Annotated in this window: 16 protein-coding genes; 8 read left to right on the top strand and 8 right to left on the bottom strand. The window is 66.5% G+C overall.

Going from position 1 to position 15,372, the window contains the following annotated elements; translation table 11 throughout:
• The first annotated feature begins 135 nt into the window (after window positions 1-135).
• Both CYAGR_RS09505 and CYAGR_RS17815 read left to right on the top strand, forming a co-directional pair.
• Window positions 136-828 carry a helix-turn-helix transcriptional regulator gene (locus tag CYAGR_RS09505; protein WP_015109588.1) on the top strand — a complete coding sequence of 231 codons (693 nt, stop codon included), beginning with the start codon at window positions 136-138 and terminating at the stop codon, window positions 826-828.
• 136 nt (window positions 829-964) lie between these two features.
• Window positions 965-3,406, top strand: a complete 2,442-nt coding sequence (locus CYAGR_RS17815; RefSeq protein ID WP_015109589.1) for a glycoside hydrolase family 9 protein — start codon at window positions 965-967, stop codon at window positions 3,404-3,406.
• Window positions 3,407-3,414: 8 nt separating this feature from the next.
• Here the strand turns inward: CYAGR_RS17815 and CYAGR_RS09515 are convergent, their stop codons facing one another.
• From CYAGR_RS09515 to CYAGR_RS09525, 3 genes are read right to left on the bottom strand one after another with little or no spacing between them, the layout of a single operon-like run.
• Window positions 3,415-3,756 carry a type II toxin-antitoxin system PemK/MazF family toxin gene (locus CYAGR_RS09515; protein WP_015109590.1) on the bottom strand — a complete coding sequence of 114 codons (342 nt, stop codon included), beginning with the start codon at window positions 3,754-3,756 and terminating at the stop codon, window positions 3,415-3,417.
• Complete coding sequence (locus CYAGR_RS09520; RefSeq protein WP_156818437.1) at window positions 3,744-3,983, bottom strand: AbrB/MazE/SpoVT family DNA-binding domain-containing protein; 240 nt, start codon at window positions 3,981-3,983, stop codon at window positions 3,744-3,746. The genes CYAGR_RS09515 and CYAGR_RS09520 overlap by 13 nt, the downstream gene beginning before the upstream one ends.
• Before the next feature lie 22 nt (window positions 3,984-4,005).
• The gene (locus CYAGR_RS09525; RefSeq protein WP_015109592.1) at window positions 4,006-4,833 is read right to left on the bottom strand and encodes a CPBP family intramembrane glutamic endopeptidase; all 828 of its coding nucleotides are present in this window, start codon (window positions 4,831-4,833) and stop codon (window positions 4,006-4,008) included.
• A 117-nt stretch (window positions 4,834-4,950) separates the two neighbouring features.
• Here CYAGR_RS09525 and CYAGR_RS16540 point away from each other — a divergent pair, with 117 nt between their 5' ends.
• From CYAGR_RS16540 to CYAGR_RS09550, 5 genes are all read left to right on the top strand, one after another.
• Window positions 4,951-5,523 carry a hypothetical protein gene (locus tag CYAGR_RS16540; RefSeq protein ID WP_015109593.1) on the top strand — a complete coding sequence of 191 codons (573 nt, stop codon included), beginning with the start codon at window positions 4,951-4,953 and terminating at the stop codon, window positions 5,521-5,523.
• 773 nt (window positions 5,524-6,296) lie between these two features.
• Window positions 6,297-7,952: a tetratricopeptide repeat protein gene (locus CYAGR_RS09535; RefSeq protein WP_015109594.1), complete on the top strand. Its 1,656-nt coding sequence runs from the start codon at window positions 6,297-6,299 to the stop codon at window positions 7,950-7,952.
• 229 nt (window positions 7,953-8,181) lie between these two features.
• Complete coding sequence (locus tag CYAGR_RS09540; RefSeq protein WP_015109595.1) at window positions 8,182-9,588, top strand: efflux RND transporter periplasmic adaptor subunit; 1,407 nt, start codon at window positions 8,182-8,184, stop codon at window positions 9,586-9,588.
• Window positions 9,585-10,853 carry an ABC transporter permease gene (locus tag CYAGR_RS09545; RefSeq protein WP_015109596.1) on the top strand — a complete coding sequence of 423 codons (1,269 nt, stop codon included), beginning with the start codon at window positions 9,585-9,587 and terminating at the stop codon, window positions 10,851-10,853. Before CYAGR_RS09540 ends, CYAGR_RS09545 begins: the two co-directional genes overlap by 4 nt.
• A 3-nt stretch (window positions 10,854-10,856) precedes the next feature.
• A complete protein-coding gene (locus CYAGR_RS09550; RefSeq protein WP_015109597.1) occupies window positions 10,857-11,558 on the top strand; it encodes an ABC transporter ATP-binding protein in 702 nt (233 codons plus the stop codon).
• A gap of 154 nt (window positions 11,559-11,712) precedes the next feature.
• Here the strand turns inward: CYAGR_RS09550 and CYAGR_RS17160 are convergent, their stop codons facing one another.
• From CYAGR_RS17160 to CYAGR_RS09555, 4 genes are all read right to left on the bottom strand, one after another.
• Window positions 11,713-12,063, bottom strand: coding sequence for a cupin domain-containing protein (locus tag CYAGR_RS17160; RefSeq protein ID WP_245552495.1), 351 nt, complete (start codon window positions 12,061-12,063; stop codon window positions 11,713-11,715).
• Between the two features lie 401 nt (window positions 12,064-12,464).
• Window positions 12,465-12,773, bottom strand: a complete 309-nt coding sequence (locus CYAGR_RS18365) for a hypothetical protein (RefSeq protein ID WP_156818438.1) — start codon at window positions 12,771-12,773, stop codon at window positions 12,465-12,467.
• Window positions 12,774-13,152: 379 nt separating this feature from the next.
• On the bottom strand, window positions 13,153-13,590 hold the full coding sequence (locus CYAGR_RS17165; RefSeq protein ID WP_245552496.1) for a CAP domain-containing protein: 438 nt from the start codon (window positions 13,588-13,590) through the stop codon (window positions 13,153-13,155).
• A gap of 586 nt (window positions 13,591-14,176) precedes the next feature.
• Window positions 14,177-14,623, bottom strand: coding sequence for a GNAT family N-acetyltransferase (locus CYAGR_RS09555; RefSeq protein WP_245552497.1), 447 nt, complete (start codon window positions 14,621-14,623; stop codon window positions 14,177-14,179).
• A gap of 268 nt (window positions 14,624-14,891) precedes the next feature.
• Between CYAGR_RS09555 and CYAGR_RS18860 the strand changes: the two genes are divergently transcribed.
• Complete coding sequence (locus CYAGR_RS18860) at window positions 14,892-15,113, top strand: hypothetical protein (protein WP_071881579.1); 222 nt, start codon at window positions 14,892-14,894, stop codon at window positions 15,111-15,113.
• 102 nt (window positions 15,114-15,215) lie between these two features.
• Here CYAGR_RS18860 and CYAGR_RS18865 read toward each other — a convergent pair whose 3' ends face one another.
• Window positions 15,216-15,371 carry a hypothetical protein gene (locus CYAGR_RS18865; RefSeq protein ID WP_216593342.1) on the bottom strand — a complete coding sequence of 52 codons (156 nt, stop codon included), beginning with the start codon at window positions 15,369-15,371 and terminating at the stop codon, window positions 15,216-15,218.
• Window position 15,372 lies beyond the last annotated feature (1 nt).

Genomic DNA, 15,372 nt, shown 5'->3' on the forward strand with positions numbered 1-15,372 from the left:
TTCCTGATCCGGCCACGACGACAACCCAACCAGCTCACCGATCCAGGCGCCGGGCTCGAGCGCGCAGCCGTGGCTGCTGTATCGCCCCGAATCCATCCATCCCCATAGCCTGCCCCACAGCGCCCGCCGGTCCCCGTGGATTTCACCGCCGATCTGCCCGTCGTCCAGGTCCGGCGGGCGGTGATGCGTCGGGCCCTGATCGCCACCGATCTGCCGCCGCGGGTGGCGCTGGCGATGGGCGACGAGCCGCTTCTGCTGCGCTACACGGTGGGGCTGTTCGGTTACGGCCTGATCGGCTGCGCCGTCACCGACGCTGAGAGCTGCCTGCGTCGCCTGGCGGAGCAGCCCCACGGGCTGCTGGTGTGCTCCGACAGCCTCAAGGGGGGCGACGTGCTCAGCCTCACCGCCACGGTGAAGGACCGCCATCCCCAGCTGAAGGTGATCGTGATCGGCACCGCCCCGGTCCAGGACCCGGCGCTGGTGCGGGCGGGGTGGGTGGATGGACTGGTGGCGGAGCGCGACATGACCTTCCGCAGCGGCGCCCTGCAGGCGGCGGTGCTGGCGGCGCTGGGCGGGCACCACTTCCGCAGCGCCTCGATGCGGGACCTGCCGGTGCCGGCGCCGATCAGCGAACTCAGCCCGCGGGACTACGAGATCCTCGAGGGCCTGGCCGACGGCCTCACCGACCGGGAAATCGCCGAGCGGCTGATGATCAGCCCGAGCACGGCCAAGTCGTACACCAAGCGGCTGCTGCAGAACATGGGCGCCCGCAACCGGCTGCAGGCGCTGGTGATGGCACTGCGGCAGGGCCTGATCCGGCTGCGCTGAGCCGAGTGCGCTGGGCCGCGCGCCCCCGCGTCCCTGCAGCCGATCACCCTCCGGCGCGCCGCCAACCACCCCCCGAAGGGGGTCGCCCCGGACAGGTGGGGCGCCGTAAACCGTTGGGGGTGATCTGTTCTGAACGATGGCGTCCGTCGATCCGGTGACCGGGGTGGGGTTCAACGTCGCCGAGGCCCTGCAGAAAAGCTTCCTCTTCTATGAGGCCCAGCGCTCGGGCAACCTCGACGAGGCCAGCAAGCGGATCGACTGGCGCGGCGATTCCGGCCTGCGGGACGGCCTCGACGGGGTGTACTTCGGCGGCCGCTCGGCGGCCAACCTGCAGAGCGGACTGACGCTCGATCTCACCGGCGGCTACCACGATGCCGGCGACCACGTGAAATTCGGGCTGCCGCTGGCCTCCACCCTCGCCACCCTCGCCTGGGGCGGGATCGAGTTCTCCGATGGCTATGCCGTCACCGGCCAGACCGATGAGCTGCTCGATGCGGTGCGCTGGGGCACCGACTACCTGCTCAAGGCCCACGGCGTTGATGCGGCCGGCAACACCCTGTACTTCGTGGCCCAGGTGGGCGATGCGGGGGCCGACCACGCCCTCTGGAGCGCCCCCGAAAGCCAGACGATCGCCCGGCCGGCCCTGGCGGTGACACCGACCAAGCCCGGCTCCGATGTGGCGGCGGGCTCGGCGGCGGCGCTGGCCTCGGCGTCGGTGCTGTTCCGCCAGAACGGCGATGCCGCCTACGCCGACGTGCTGCTCAACCGGGCCGTCTCGCTCTACACCTTCGCCGATCGCTACCGGGGCAGCTACGCCGATGCGATCCCGGAGGTGCGCTCCTTCTACAACTCCTGGAGCGGCTACAACGACGAGCTGGCCTACGGCGCCGCCTGGCTGTCGCGGGCGGTGAGCGCGGCGGGGGGCAACGGCACGGCCTACCGCGACAAGGCCCTGTCGATCTACACCGGCAGCATCGGCGGCCTCTCGCGGGGCTGGACGGGCAACTGGGACGACGCCTCCTATGCCACCGCCGTGATCCTGGCGGAGGACACCGGCTCGGCCCGCATCCAGCAGGACGTGGAGGGCTGGCTGAACAACTGGGTGAGCGGCGGCAACGGGGTGACGATCAGCGCCGGCGGCCTGCGCCACATCAGCCAGTGGGGCTCGCTGCGCTACGCCGCCAACACGGCCTTCCTGGCCGATGTCTATGCCGACAACGTGCGCGACCCCGGCGGCGCCTACGGCCGTCTTTCGCAGGGGACGGTGGACTACATCCTCGGCGCCAATCCGCGCCAGTCGAGCTACCTGGTGGGCTTCGGGGTCAACGCGCCCCGGCAACCCCACCACCGGGCGGCCTCGGGGGTGGGCTGGGAGGGGTTCCGCAACGGCCAGCCCAACGCCCACATCCTCTACGGCGCCCTGGTGGGGGGGCCCACCAGCGCCAACGACTTCGCCTACCAGGACCGCCGCGACGACTACGTCGCCAACGAGGTGGCCCTCGACTACAACGCCGCCCTCACCGGCGCCTTCGCCCGCAGTGTCGAACGCCGCGGCGGCGTGCCGCTCAGCGACGCCCAGCTCGACGCCCTGCCAGGCATCACGGTGCGGCCGGGCGGGGGCGGAAATCCGGTTAATCCGACCCCGACGCCGACGCCAACCCCAACACCGACTCCCACCCCGACACCGACGCCAACGCCAACCCCCACGCCGACTCCAACGCCGCCGCCACCGATTCCCACCCCCGGAAGCCCCCTGCCGGCCACCCTCAACGGCATCCCGCTCACCTCCAGCCCGGATCTGGCGGTGGTGGTGGGCGGCTCGATCTGGACCGGCGGGATGACGGTGCAGCTCACCCTCAGCAACGTCGGTGCAGCGCCGCTGAACGGCTGGAGCTTCAGCTTTGAGAGCCCGCACCGACCCAGCGGCACCCCCTGGGGGGTGCGGATCAGCAGCACGGCGCTGGCGGGCGGCCTGTTCCGCCACGTCGTCAGCGGCGACGCCTGGGCCAGCGCGATCCAGCCCGGCCGCAGCGTGACCGTGGGCTTCAACGCCAGCCAGGGCCGGGCCCTGGGCCACAGCGGCGCCCTCACGGCGGCGGCTCTCTTCGGCGGTGCCGGCCGGCTGGCCTTCAGCGCCGCCAACCCCCGCTTCCTCACGGGCAATGCCGCCGCCAATGCCCTCGGCGGCGGCCCCGGCGCCGATGTGCTCACCGGCCTGGGGGGCGCCGACACCTTCCGGCTGTCCAACCTGAGCGACTCGCTGCTGGCCGCCCCCGACCAGATCACCGACCTGGTGATCGGCAGTGACCGCATCGATGGCCCCCAGGCCGTGTCGGCTGCCGCCCTGCGCGAACTGGGGGCGGTGGCCGACCTCACCCCCACCGCCCTGGCCGCCGTCCTCACCCCCGCCAGCTTCGCCGCCAACGGCGGGGCCACCTTCACCCTGGCCGCCGGCGGCGGTGGCAGCCGCACCTTCCTGGCCCTCAACGACGGAACCGCCGGCTTCCAGGCCGCCAGCGACGCCCTCATCGAGATCACCGGCTTCAGCGGTTCACTCACGGCGCTGGCGGTGGTGTGAGGCGGCCATCAGAACGCAAACATCTCCTGAAGGATGGTCAGCAGCTGGTGCAGCGTGTCGTTCGGCAGGGTTCCCAGCCGCTTCACCAGCCGTTCGCGATCAACCGTGCGCAGCTGGTCAGGGACGACGTGGCCTTCTTTGCCCTGGAACGAACAAGGAACGCGGAAGGGGTAGGGATAAGCACCGGTCGTCAACGGCGCCACGATGAACGTGCCCATGTGGGCGTTGAGTTCATCGGGCGACACGACCACGCAGGGCCTGGTCTTGCGGATCTCCTGGCCACGGGTGGGATTCAACGCCACCAGAAAGATGTCACCACGGCTGACGGCGACGTCCGTCACCACTCCCATTCCCCTTCGTCGAAGTGGGTGGGAGTGGCCGGATCCAGGAGACCCTCCGGCGCCACGGCTGCTGCGGCCTCGGCCCACCCGGCCCGCGGCGCCGCCACAGGCGTGATGGTCAGCACACCAGGGGCGGCGTGGATGTCCACCTCGTCCGTCAGGCCAGCTTCCTCGAGCAGCGGCTTGGCCAGACGAAGACCGCGTGAATTGCCGATCCTGACCAGCTTGGCCCTCACACGCCCGGCTCCAACCACGTAGTCACATTGTAGCCACTTCAAGAGCAGGAATCACCACCGTGCCCCTGTCGCTGCGGTAGAGACCCACGTAGACGAGCAGACCAAGCACCACAAACACCCCCTGCGCAACAACGGAGGCCATCGAGAGCCACGGGTAGGCATAGCCACCGGCCAGGAAGGTCGAGATGTCCCACAGACCATGGGCCACCATCGCCGGCCAAATGAGGCCCGTGTAGCGGCGGAAGACATACAGGAGGATGCCGCTCAGGGCCGCCAGGACCACCTGGATCGCCCCGATCCAGCCCATCCCCATGGCCATGTTGGGGAGATGGAACAGGCCGAAGCAGACGCCGGTCCAGATCGCGGCGGTGGCTTCCGAGCGGCCCCCCTGGCGCAGGCATCGCAGGAACAGGCCCCGGAACAGCAGCTCCTCGGCGAAGCCCACGCCGACGCCGGCCGCGAGGATGGCCAGCAGCAGGTCCGGCGGCACCGCGCTCCACTGGATGCCCACCAGGCGGAAGGCGATCATCGCCACCCAGGCCAGCATCGACAGCTTCATCAGGCCGGTGCAGCGCAGTCGCACGGGATCCCGCCAGACATGGTCCCAGCGGCACCAGCGGGTGAAGGCCAGCAGCGCCAGGCCGCCGAGGCTGAGGGGGACAACCGCCGCGGCGAAGGCATTGCCGGCCGTCTTGAACCAGTCGGTGTAAGGAATGCCGGTGCGGAATTGCAGGACTCCGGCCAGGGCGCTGTAGGCGAGCCAGAGCGCGATCCCCAGGCGGATCGTCGGACGGACGCGCGGGCCGTTGGCGCCCGCCGATGCGCCCTCCGTGGCGATGGTCTTGATCAAGGCACGGCACCTCCCAGGGCACTACTAGTGGGACCAGGGGGCCCTGTCACCCCGACCCGGCCTGCACGGACGCCGACCGCCGCGCTGGGTACATTCGAACCAGTAGCCACCTTGCCGATGCGACGCCTTCCGCTCCTTGCCGCCTCCCTGCTGGGCCTGGCGTGTGTGGTGGCGGCGGCGCCGGCGCTGGCCGATACCGTGCAGGCGCGCTGCGATGTCTTCCCCGCCGGGGAGGACAAGGCCACCTCCTCCGGGCTGTGCAGCTTCTCGCAGCGGCAGGGATTCGTCAGCATCCAGCTCATGGGCGGCGAGAGAATCGAGCTCAAGCCCAACGAGAGCACCCCCAACGCCTACTTCGATGGGCGCGGTGAACCGGCCAGGCGCGAGATCCTGGAGGCCAACCGCGGCCAGGTGTACCGGCTGGAGAACCAGTCGATCTTCGTCTTCTGGGATCCCGCCCCCTACGGCAAGGAAGCCACTGGCAGCACCACGCCCACCGCACCCTCGGAGAAGCCCCCGGAGATCGTGCAGTTGCTGCTGGGCATCCGCCAGGTGAAGTTCGAGGGCGCCTGCCGGGTCAACTTCAACAAGGCCGGCAAACTCTTCAGCAAGACCTCCGCCTGCACCCCGGCCCAGGTGAGCGTCGCGGAGGACGCCATGCAGCGGTTCTTCCGGGAGCAGGGCCTCTGAGGGCCCTGGGGAGTGGTGATCACCGGCGGCGGTCGCGCCGAGGGTGCGACCTGATTTCCTGCCGGAACCTTCTGCTGCTGGCCACAGCAACGTGCCACTCAAGGACCGTAGCTGATGGGCACCCCAACCTGGTGGCGCGGCGCACGTAACGGCCTCGCACGCAGCCCGTATCGATCGATTCGCTGGAGCCCCCCGGTGCTGGAGGTGCTCGTCATGGAGAGGCGCGACGTTCCTGGCGGAGGGCGCTGAGGGGATGGCCTGCGACGGCTTGGCCCGTCCATCGGGATGGGGGCTTGCCGCTGGCCGACGTGCCTCCATGAAGCTGCATGGAAGCAGCGAAGATGTTGCGCCGATCAGAGGAGGAAACCCAGACAATCACTGGTGGCTTCTCGTTAGCACCCCATGCATCCAACGCGCCTGGAGCAGACGCTTCGCTCGTGAAGAATCTTTTCTGCAATGGTCGATGACCGATTCGGGACTCTCACAATCGATCCACGCCCAGATGTGAGCTTGGAGCACCGACGAAGAAGGGAAGCCGGGGGATTCCCAGGCTCTCTTCCCGTGTCAACCGCCACGTCTTTTCTTCAGGTCCAGGAGTTGCCCCCCATGACGACTTCCATCCATCCCACGCCGTAATCCGCACCGCACCGCAGGTGGTGATCTGAGTCACGCCGAGTCCCGGGCAGCGATGCCGCTCAGTTGCACCTGCCCATCTGATCTCCATTCGGTTTCCCATGGTTTGCCCATCTCCTTGGAACTGGAGGGTTGGACCCATGACCCATCGTCCCCATCCCCTCCGGACGGTGTTGCCCCTGATGGTGGGTCTGGTCCTGCAGGCTCCCGTCAGCCTGGCCCAGGTTCAGGGGCCTCCCCTGTATGACAACCTCGGCTCACACCACTACCCCCTGTCGATCAGGAATCGCCTGGCTCAGGCCTACTTCGACCAGGGGCTCCGTCTCTACTACGGGTTCAACCACGCTGAAGCGATCCGGGCCTTCCGCCACGCCGCCAGCCTCGATCCCCGCTGCGCCCTCTGCCACTGGGGAGAAGCGCTGGCGTTGGGACCCAACATCAACCTGGCGATGGACCGCGAGGCGGGGCTGCAGGCGTGGGCCGCTCTGCAGAAGGCGCGGGCCACCATGGCCACAGCCTCGCCGAAGGAGCGGAACCTGATCGAGGGGCTCACCCGTCGCTACACGGCCGATCCGCCGGTGGAGAGGGGCCCCCTGGATGCGGCCTGGGCCGACGCGCTGGGGAAGCTCGTTCGTCTGTATCCGGACGACATGGATCTGCGCACGTTGCATGCGGAGGCGCTGATGGATCTGACCCCTTGGCAGTATTGGAACAAGGACGGCTCACCCCGTGAACACACGGCCGAGATCCTGCGTCAACTGGAGACCGTTCTGCGGATCGCACCCAACCATCCGGGTGCCAATCACTTCTATATCCACGCCATCGAGGAAGTGCAGCCCGATCGTGCACTGCAGGCCGCCGAGCGGCTGGCCGCTCTGATGCCCGGTGCCGGGCACATCGTGCACATGCCTGGACACATCTATGTGAGGGTTGGACGCTATCGCGATGCCATCACCGCCAACGAACATGCCATCCACGCCGATGAAACCTACATTCGGACACAGCGTCCTGGCTTCGGCGTCTACCTGGCCGGCTATTACCCCCACAATTACGACTTCTTAGCCTTCGCCGCCAGCATGATCGGCCGGCAAGAGCAGGTGCTTGCCGCCACCGAGACGCTGCGCACGCTGTCCCCGGATGAGATGCTGCGCGCACCGGGGATGACCTTCCTGCAGCATCACCGCACCCGGCATCTGCAGATGAAGGTGCGCTTCGCTCTCTGGGAATCGATCCTGGCCGAACCGGCTCCACCGGCGGACCTCGGCCATGCCCGCGGCATCTGGGCCTACGCCCGCGGTCGTGCCCTCATCGCCCAGGGAAACCTTGTGGAAGCACGCCGACTCCTGGAGGAGCTGCGGGCCCTGGCTGCAGACCCCGGGCTCTCGGCCCAACGGCTCGAGTTCAATACGTCGGGCACGGTGCTGGCGATCGCCAGAGACGTGCTGGCAGCCCATCTCGCGGCGGCTGGGGGGGATTCCGAGTCGGCCAAGCGCCAATTCCAGACGGCGGTGTCGCTCGAGGACGCGATGGTCTACGGAGAACCACCGGAATGGTCGATTCCCGTCCGCCAGGACTTCGGGGCCTTCCTCCTCCGGGTGGGTGAGCCCGCCGCCGCTGAGCGCGTCTTCCGTGAGGATCTGAAGCGCTTTCCGGCGAACGGATGGTCCCTGCACGGGCTGGCCGGCAGCCTCCGCACCCAGGGACGCCAGCGTGAAGCCGCCTCCACCAGCGCCGAGTTTCGCCGGATGTGGGAGGGCAGCGACCTTCCTTCCTTCGCCACCGCCCGGGGCGGTTGAGGCTGGAAACACCGGATGGCCTTGCCTTGGTGCGCACGTCCTCCCTTCCGATCGCCTTGCCACCAGCCTCCTGACCTGCAGAGACCAGGCGGGGCACGTCTGACGGGACCGGCTGGGTGGAGCCGTGGTCACATCTGCTCACACCTGGGCGACGCCACGTCGCGCCCCAGACACAGGCGAAAGCCATGGTGTGGGTACAGCCGCCCATGCCCGCCTCAACGCTCCCCGCATGCTGCAGACCCCCCTGCGCCAGAGTCCCACCCCTCCAGCCTCGGCCAGGCCAGGAGCCGCTTCAGCGCTGTCTCCGGCGGGCACGCCATGGTCACGCTGGAAGGTGATCGCCGCCGGTTCGCTGACGCTCTGTCTGGCGGGGGGCGGTTGGCTGTCCTGGCATCAGGGACAGGTCCGTGCCCGCCAGGCCGCCCTGCTCGCCCAGACGGCGGTGGTGGAGCGCAGCAACGTGGTTCTTCAGGTGACAGCGTCCGGTTCGATCCGTCCCACGACGCCCGTGAACATCAGCCCCAAGCAACCGGGTCGCGTCACGGCCCTGTTCGTGGATCAGGGGGATCGGGTCAGCGCCGGCCAGGTGCTGGCGCGCATGGATGACAGCAACCTGCGGGGCACGTTGCAATCGGCCCTGGGAACCCTGGTGGCGGCGGAAGCCAACCTGCAGAAGCTGCGGGCCGGTAACCGCCCCCAGGAGATCGAGGCCGCCCGGCGCAACCTGGAGGCGGCGGAGGCCGATCAGATCGCCGTTCGTTCCACCTTCCTCAGCAACCAGCAGCTGTACCGATCGGGCGCAATCGCCCGGGTCAGCTTTGATGCCAGCCGCTCGGCCTTCCTGGCCAGTGAAGCCAGGGTGCGGTCGCTGCGGGCCCAGCTGAATCTCGCCAGCGCCGGCAGCCGCGCCGAGGACATCACCACGGCGGCCGCCCAGGTGCTTCAGGCCAGGGGGGGTCTGGCCAGCATCCAAGCCCAGGTCAATGACACCGTGATCCGGGCCCCCTTTGCCGGGGTGGTCAGCCAGAAATACGCCGACGTCGGCGCGTTCGTGACGCCCACCACCTCCGCCAGCGCCACCAGCTCGGCCACCTCCTCGTCGATCCTGGCCCTGGCCAGCGAACTGGAAGCGGTGGCCAACGTGGCGGAAGTGGACGTGGGCGCCATCCGGCCCGGCCAGCCGGTGGATCTGCAGGTGGATGCCTTCCCTCGCCAGGTGTTCCGCGGAACCGTGCGGCTGGTGGCGCCGGAAGCGGTGGTGGAGCAGAACGTGACCAGCTTCCAGGTACGAATCGCCCTGGCAGCCGACGCGCGCAGCCAGCTCCGCTCCGGCATGAACCTCACCGCCAACGTCCGGGTGGGCCGGCGCTCCGATGCCCTGCTGATCCCCACCCCGGCGATCGTGAGCGAGCGGGACGGCACCGGAGTGATGCGGCCCGGTGACAACGGGGAGCCCAGCTTCCAGCCGGTGCAGGTGGGCGTCACGATCGGCAACCGCACCGAAGTGCTGCGCGGCCTGAAAGCCGGCGATCGGGTCTACCTGTCCGTGCCGGGCCGGCGTCAGCCCAACGCCCGGCCGGTGTCGGGCGCCTCGCCGTTCCAGCAGCAGCGGGGCCAGGGGAGGATGCCACGTTGACGGGGCGTCGCCGGGGTGAGCGGGGTGGTGGCGAGCTGGTCGAAACGATCGCGCTCGCCTGGTCGTCGCTGCTGGCCAACCGGATGCGCTCCGCCCTGACGATGCTGGGCGTGATCATCGGCATCGGCGCCGTGATCAGCATGGTGACGATCGGGCGCGGCGCCCAGCTCCAGACGGAGAGCCAGTTGAAATCGCTGGGTTCGAACCTGCTCTTCGTGCAGAGCGGCGTGGCACCCAGCGGCGGCCCCGCCTCACGGGGAGCGGGCTCGGCCACCACCCTCACCTGGGAGGATGCCCAGGCGATCGCCGCGTCCATCCCCGCCGTGGCGGACGTGGCCCCGAATCTGAGCCAACGTGCCCAGGTGGTGCTGGCCGATCGCAACACCAACACCACGGTGGTGGGCAGCACGCCGGCCTTCGTGGCGGTGCGCGACTTTCTGCCCCTGAGCGGGCGTTTTTTCAACCAGGCCGAACTCAACCAGGCCGCCAGGGTGGCCGTGCTGGGACAGACCGTCGTCGACAGCCTCGGGTTGACGGACCGCAGCGCTCTGGACCGCACGATCCGCATCCGCGGCGAGACCTTCACCGTCATCGGCACCCTGGAGTTCAAGGGCAGCACGGGTTTCCGCGACCAGGACGATCAGGTGCTGATTCCGCTCACCACAATGGCCGCAAGGATCGTGGGGATGAACACCACAGCCGGTGTGTCGGTGGAGAGCATCGCGGTTTCGGCGCGGTCCGCCGAGGGCATGGAGGCAGGGGAGTATCAGATCACCAACCTGCTGCGGTTACGCCACAGGATCGTGCCGCCCCGAGAGGACGATTTCCTGATTCGCAACCAGGCCGATCTGGTCAACGCCTCCAACGCCGTCGCCCATGTGTTCACGGCGCTGCTGGGCGGATCCGCCGCCATTTCCCTCTTGGTGGGAGGGATCGGCATCATGAACATCATGCTGGTGTCCGTCACAGAGCGAACGCGTGAGATCGGCATCCGGCGCGCCATCGGAGCCCGTTGCAGTGACATCCTGCGCCAGTTCCTGATCGAATCAACGGTGCTGTCTCTGGCGGGCGGCCTCCTGGGTGTTCTGCTTGGTGTGCTGGCGTCGATGGCCATCAATTCGGTCTTTGGCTGGAGCGCAGGGATCGCCCTTGATGCGGTGGTTTGCTCGCTGATCTTCTGCCTGGTGATCGGTGTTTTCTTCGGCGCCTATCCGGCCAGCAAGGCCGCCCAGCTGGATCCGATGACGGCACTCCGGAGCGATTGAACCATGCTGCAACTGCGACAGATCACCAAGGCTTATCGCATCGGAGAGATGGAGTCTGAGATTCTGCACGGTATCGACCTGACCATCCTTCGCGGCGAGTACACCGCGATTGTGGGCTCGTCTGGATCCGGCAAGTCCACCCTGATGACCATTCTCGGATGCCTGGAGCAGCCCAGCAGTGGCCAGTACTACTTCGATGCCCGTGATATCACCCAGCTGAGCGACAATGAACGCACGGACATTCGCAACGTTCGGATCGGTTTTGTTTTTCAGCAATTCAACCTCCTGCCGCGCCTGACAGCACTGCAGAACGTCATGCTGCCGATGGTCTATGCCGGTTACGACCGACAGGAGCGGCGGCAGAGGGCGGCGGCGATGCTGGAGCAGGTGGGGCTGGCGGACCGGATGGCCAACCGACCCAATCAGCTCTCCGGTGGCCAACAACAACGCGTCGCGATCGCCCGCGCCCTGGTGAACCAGCCCGAACTGCTGCTGGCCGACGAACCCACCGGTGCTCTCGATTCACGGACCGGCCAGGAGGTGATCGAGCTGATCTCCGGTCTTCACGCCGATGGGCTCACGATCGTGCTCGTCACCCACGACCCGTCCGTGGCCGAGAACAGCGGGCGGATCATCCGGATCCAGGACGGGCAGATCAGCAGCGACAGCCGACCGCGCTGCCCAGACGACCTGTTTCAGAACTGAGGGGGGAACGGCTCGTGGATGCTTGGATCCGGTGCCTCCAGCCGCACGTCAGGCACCAGGCAAGCCGGCTGGGCCCTCCCCAGAGCTTGCGGCAGCACCATCGTCCCGAGCGGCCATGCGGCCCTCGGTGCCGTGAATCCTCTGAGGGCATTCTTCAAGAGCTGAGTGGAGAGGTCGGGATCAAGGCGTCAGGCAAAGGTTCAAACCCAGCATCGGCGGGCGAAACAACGGAAATGAAGGTGAGTGGCTCCTGACCGTGATTGGTGACACCGTGCACACAACCCACGGGAGCGACGACCACATCGCCAGCTGTGATGGCCAAGGAAGAACCCGATGCCTCTGTCTGATAAGTGCCTTGACCGGAGAGGATCGTCCAGGTGTCTTGCCCGGAAGGATGAACGTGGGCAGCAATCCGTTGGCCTGGCTTGACATGCCACGCGACGACTACAGCTTCAGCCGTTTCCATGATCACCGACCGTATCGGTTCATCGTCGGACGGCTGCATGAAATCAACAGCACGAAAAAGGCGGTCGCTACCCATGGCAAATCCCTCGCGTGAAGGGGAATGGCTGACGCTGGAGCAAAAGCAGATGCCAACTGTAGGCCAGTCCCCAGGCAGGAAAGTTGATCGCATGACGGTAGCCATTGCTCGGATGTCCGGTGTGACACTGGCGCCAGGAGTCAAGGGGAGGGGGGGCACACGACGGCCTCGATGCCGAGGCGAGTGGTGGCAAGCGCTGAAGCGTGGGGAGCCCGGTCGGGCGGCTCACGGGCCAGCGTGGCAAGTCTGGGCTGATCCGACAGGAATCCCACCTGGCGCTGACACTGCTTGGCAGGGCCGCAACCCCCGAGATCGCCCAGACCCGCCTCTGGCCACGCAGCGCTTCCGCATGACGTGTCACCGATTCACCTGTCCTGAGCATCCGGGAAGCCCACCTCTCCTTCCAGCACCCAGCCAGACCACTCAGTGCAGGCACAAAGCCGCGGTGCGATGGTGGCACGTCGCTCATCGGGAGACAGCTGCCAGAACTGACCATCGACAAAGACATCATCAGCCAGCCATAAGATCATGTTTCTTCCTCTATAGATCATCACAGCACTGGATTTCGCGACCTCCGCAACGACTGACATAAGGTCATTTCCCATAGTCTGCCGGTGCTCCACATCTGCGCCCATAGCTTCTGATGAGCTGAACGTTCTGAGCATCAGCCCCATGGAAAGCTCCTTGATTGAGGTTCCACAGTGCATCCCTCGCCCTGGCGCACATCAGATAGGTATTGCCTCCAAGCTCGCTACGTCGAATCGCAGCGATCCAGGTCAGGATAAGGTGGTTGGGACCAGCTGGCTGCGCATGGACAGGAGGGTGCAGGGCTAGCACGAGCGCGAGTCGCAGACAGATTCCAAGCATTCTCATCTTTGGGTTTCCAAAGAGGCGATTCTAGAACTGTATCTGACCTTGCTCCTTCTCGGAAGCCGTCAAGTCCGAAGACTGGACGCCCGGAGAAACTCCGTGAATCGCTGCAAAAACTCCAAAGTTTCTCAACGCCATTGACAAGAAAGCTGCGCCCATGGCTCAAATCCAATCAGTCAACGATCAATGGGAGAAGTTCTGGACTGAATAGACGCGTCCAGTAAATGGATCTGCCGCTATCCCATAGCCAAATCGGGAATAGGAAGGGGTCAGAAGATTAAACCGGTGGCCTGGACTGTACATCCACGACTTTTGAAACTTTTCAATCAACCGATAACTGAGCACAACTCCTGGCGCCCCAGTCTGCTGCATGATGTTTTCTCCAACCCCGCCCTGGCCTCCAAGCCTGGAAAAACGGTCTGTCGGAGTCTTTCCCTCCGGAGTCTCGTGGGCGTAGTAGCGCCGGGTCAGCATATCCTGGGCGTGAAGTTGTGCAGCTTGTGCGAGGAGCGCATCTTCGACCAAAGGGGACAGCCCATTCAGCTGGCGATCCCGATTGACCAACCGAAGAGCCAATGCCCGGTTCTCAATAAGCGACCTTGGCTGGTGGGCATCGAGCACTCCGATGCTGGAGACACCGATTCTCCAGTCACTCCCCCCCTTGCCATTCTCAAGAGCAAAAAAGTCTCTGGCACCAATCAGGAGAAAGCCTACGATTAAGGAGACAGACAGGATGACTTGCAGATTGACTCTTTTACCACTCAGTTGAAGATATCGTCTTCGTGGGTATCTCGCCATCATCTACTGCCTTTGGCGCACCCCATCAGCACAACCCATCGGCTGGGCGGCATAAGCGAGACAACCTCGGATCTCACAATTTCTGTGCATGGATGGCCATGCGAACGAAGCTTCACCACAACTCCATTCATCGATTCAAAGTAGTGTTCAGCTTAGCCAGGCAAGTCATCCTGCTCAGGTTTCCCCGCATACCAAGGGATGCGGGGCCAGCACTCATATGGTGCGTCCAACCAGACTCAGGCCTCTCGTCTAGCCATCGGGAAAGACGGATCAGGCGGCTTGGGGCCGGGGGTAGGGCCTTGCTCTGCAGGCTGGTGACGCCTGGACATGAACACGCCGATGTGGGTGGGGGGGCCAGTCCGAAAAGGCATCGCGTCACTCCTGGCCACCACGCTCCGGGCGGTGGGCGTCAGGCCTGCTGGGCGCGGTGGCTGGGCGGCGGCGCCGGCTGGTGAACGGTGCGGTGGTAAACGCAGAACACCGCATCGCGCTCCCAACCGGCAGAGGCATAGAGCGCCTGGGCGGCGGCGTTCGTGAGGGCGGTGGACAGCGAGAGCCGGATGGCCCCGGCCCCACGACAGTGGTGCACGGCGGCCTCCAGCAGGCGGCGGGCCACCCCCATGCGCCGCGCTTCGGGCCGCACGAACAGGTCGTTGAGGATGAAGATCGGCGCCATCGACACCGAGGAGAACGATGGATAGAGCTGGGTGAAACCCACCGCCTGGCCATCGGCTTCGGCGATCAGCAGCACCGAGTCGCCCTGAGCCAGCCGCTCCTGCAGGAACGCGCCGACGCGATCCGGTTCGGACGGCTGGCCATAGAACTGGCGATAAGCGTCGAACAGAGGAACGATCACCTCCAGATCGGCGGGACCGGCTTGACGGACAACAACGGGGGGCAAGAGACAACGGGTGGCGCTCAGCCATCCTCACGCTGAAGGCGCAGCATCTCGCAGGCCCCCGCTGGAACTCGTAGCCCACGCGTTCCAACGACACCTGTAAGCCCGCCGCCCGCAGCGAATCCACCTGTCCGGCGAGATGGGGTGACACCGTCCCACCCAGCTCCAGCACCGGAAACACCCTGACCTCCCGGGCCACCCGACAGAGCTCCAGCAGCGAGGCCCGGTGAAACGCCGCGTCCAGCTGGCGGCTGTAGAGGAACAGCAGGTGGGAGCAGAGCGCCAGGTCGAAGGCGTGATCGGGGAACGGCAACGCCGGCAGTTCGGCGTTCACGTAGCGCCCCTCCAGCAGGCCGGCCGGATAATCCTCGAGAAAGGCCTGCATCGCCGCCATGCGGACCTGACCCAGCTGCTCAACGGACGCGATGGTGTCCCAGACGAAGGCTGATGGATTCCGCCTGGCCTGCTCGATGACCTCCGTGTAGGTGGCGTCGATCCGGGAGGCGATCTCTTCCTTCGTGAAGGCGTAGATCGGATCGCAGGAGACCACCTACAGGCCCTGCCTGCTGGCCTCCGCATTGAATCCGGCAGGGCCATCCCCACAGCCCAGGATCCGGCCCGCCAGATCGCTGTCGGCCAGGGAGAACATGGCCACGTACTCCTCAAAGGAACGGCCCCAGGGGACGATCTGCTCCAGTGTGAACATC

The sequence above is a fragment of the Cyanobium gracile PCC 6307 genome (assembly GCF_000316515.1).
In the GTDB taxonomy this organism is placed as follows: Bacteria; Cyanobacteriota; Cyanobacteriia; order PCC-6307; family Cyanobiaceae; genus Cyanobium; species Cyanobium gracile.

Bases quoted from the DNA above. Each gene is read 5' to 3' on its own strand.
- CYAGR_RS09540 (WP_015109595.1), top strand. From the start codon at position 8,182: ATGCTGCAGACCCCCCTGCGCCAGAGTCCCACCCCTCCAGCCTCGGCC.
- CYAGR_RS16540 (WP_015109593.1), top strand. From the start codon at position 4,951: ATGCGACGCCTTCCGCTCCTTGCCGCCTCCCTGCTGGGCCTGGCGTGT.
- CYAGR_RS09515 (WP_015109590.1), bottom strand. From the start codon at position 3,756: ATGGGAGTGGTGACGGACGTCGCCGTCAGCCGTGGTGACATCTTTCTG.
- CYAGR_RS18365 (WP_156818438.1), bottom strand. From the start codon at position 12,773: ATGGGGCTGATGCTCAGAACGTTCAGCTCATCAGAAGCTATGGGCGCA.
- CYAGR_RS09535 (WP_015109594.1), top strand. From the start codon at position 6,297: ATGACCCATCGTCCCCATCCCCTCCGGACGGTGTTGCCCCTGATGGTG.
- CYAGR_RS18865 (WP_216593342.1), bottom strand. From the start codon at position 15,371: ATGTTCACACTGGAGCAGATCGTCCCCTGGGGCCGTTCCTTTGAGGAG.
- CYAGR_RS17815 (WP_015109589.1), top strand. From the start codon at position 965: ATGGCGTCCGTCGATCCGGTGACCGGGGTGGGGTTCAACGTCGCCGAG.
- CYAGR_RS17160 (WP_245552495.1), bottom strand. From the start codon at position 12,063: ATGCAGCCGTCCGACGATGAACCGATACGGTCGGTGATCATGGAAACG.
- CYAGR_RS09550 (WP_015109597.1), top strand. From the start codon at position 10,857: ATGCTGCAACTGCGACAGATCACCAAGGCTTATCGCATCGGAGAGATG.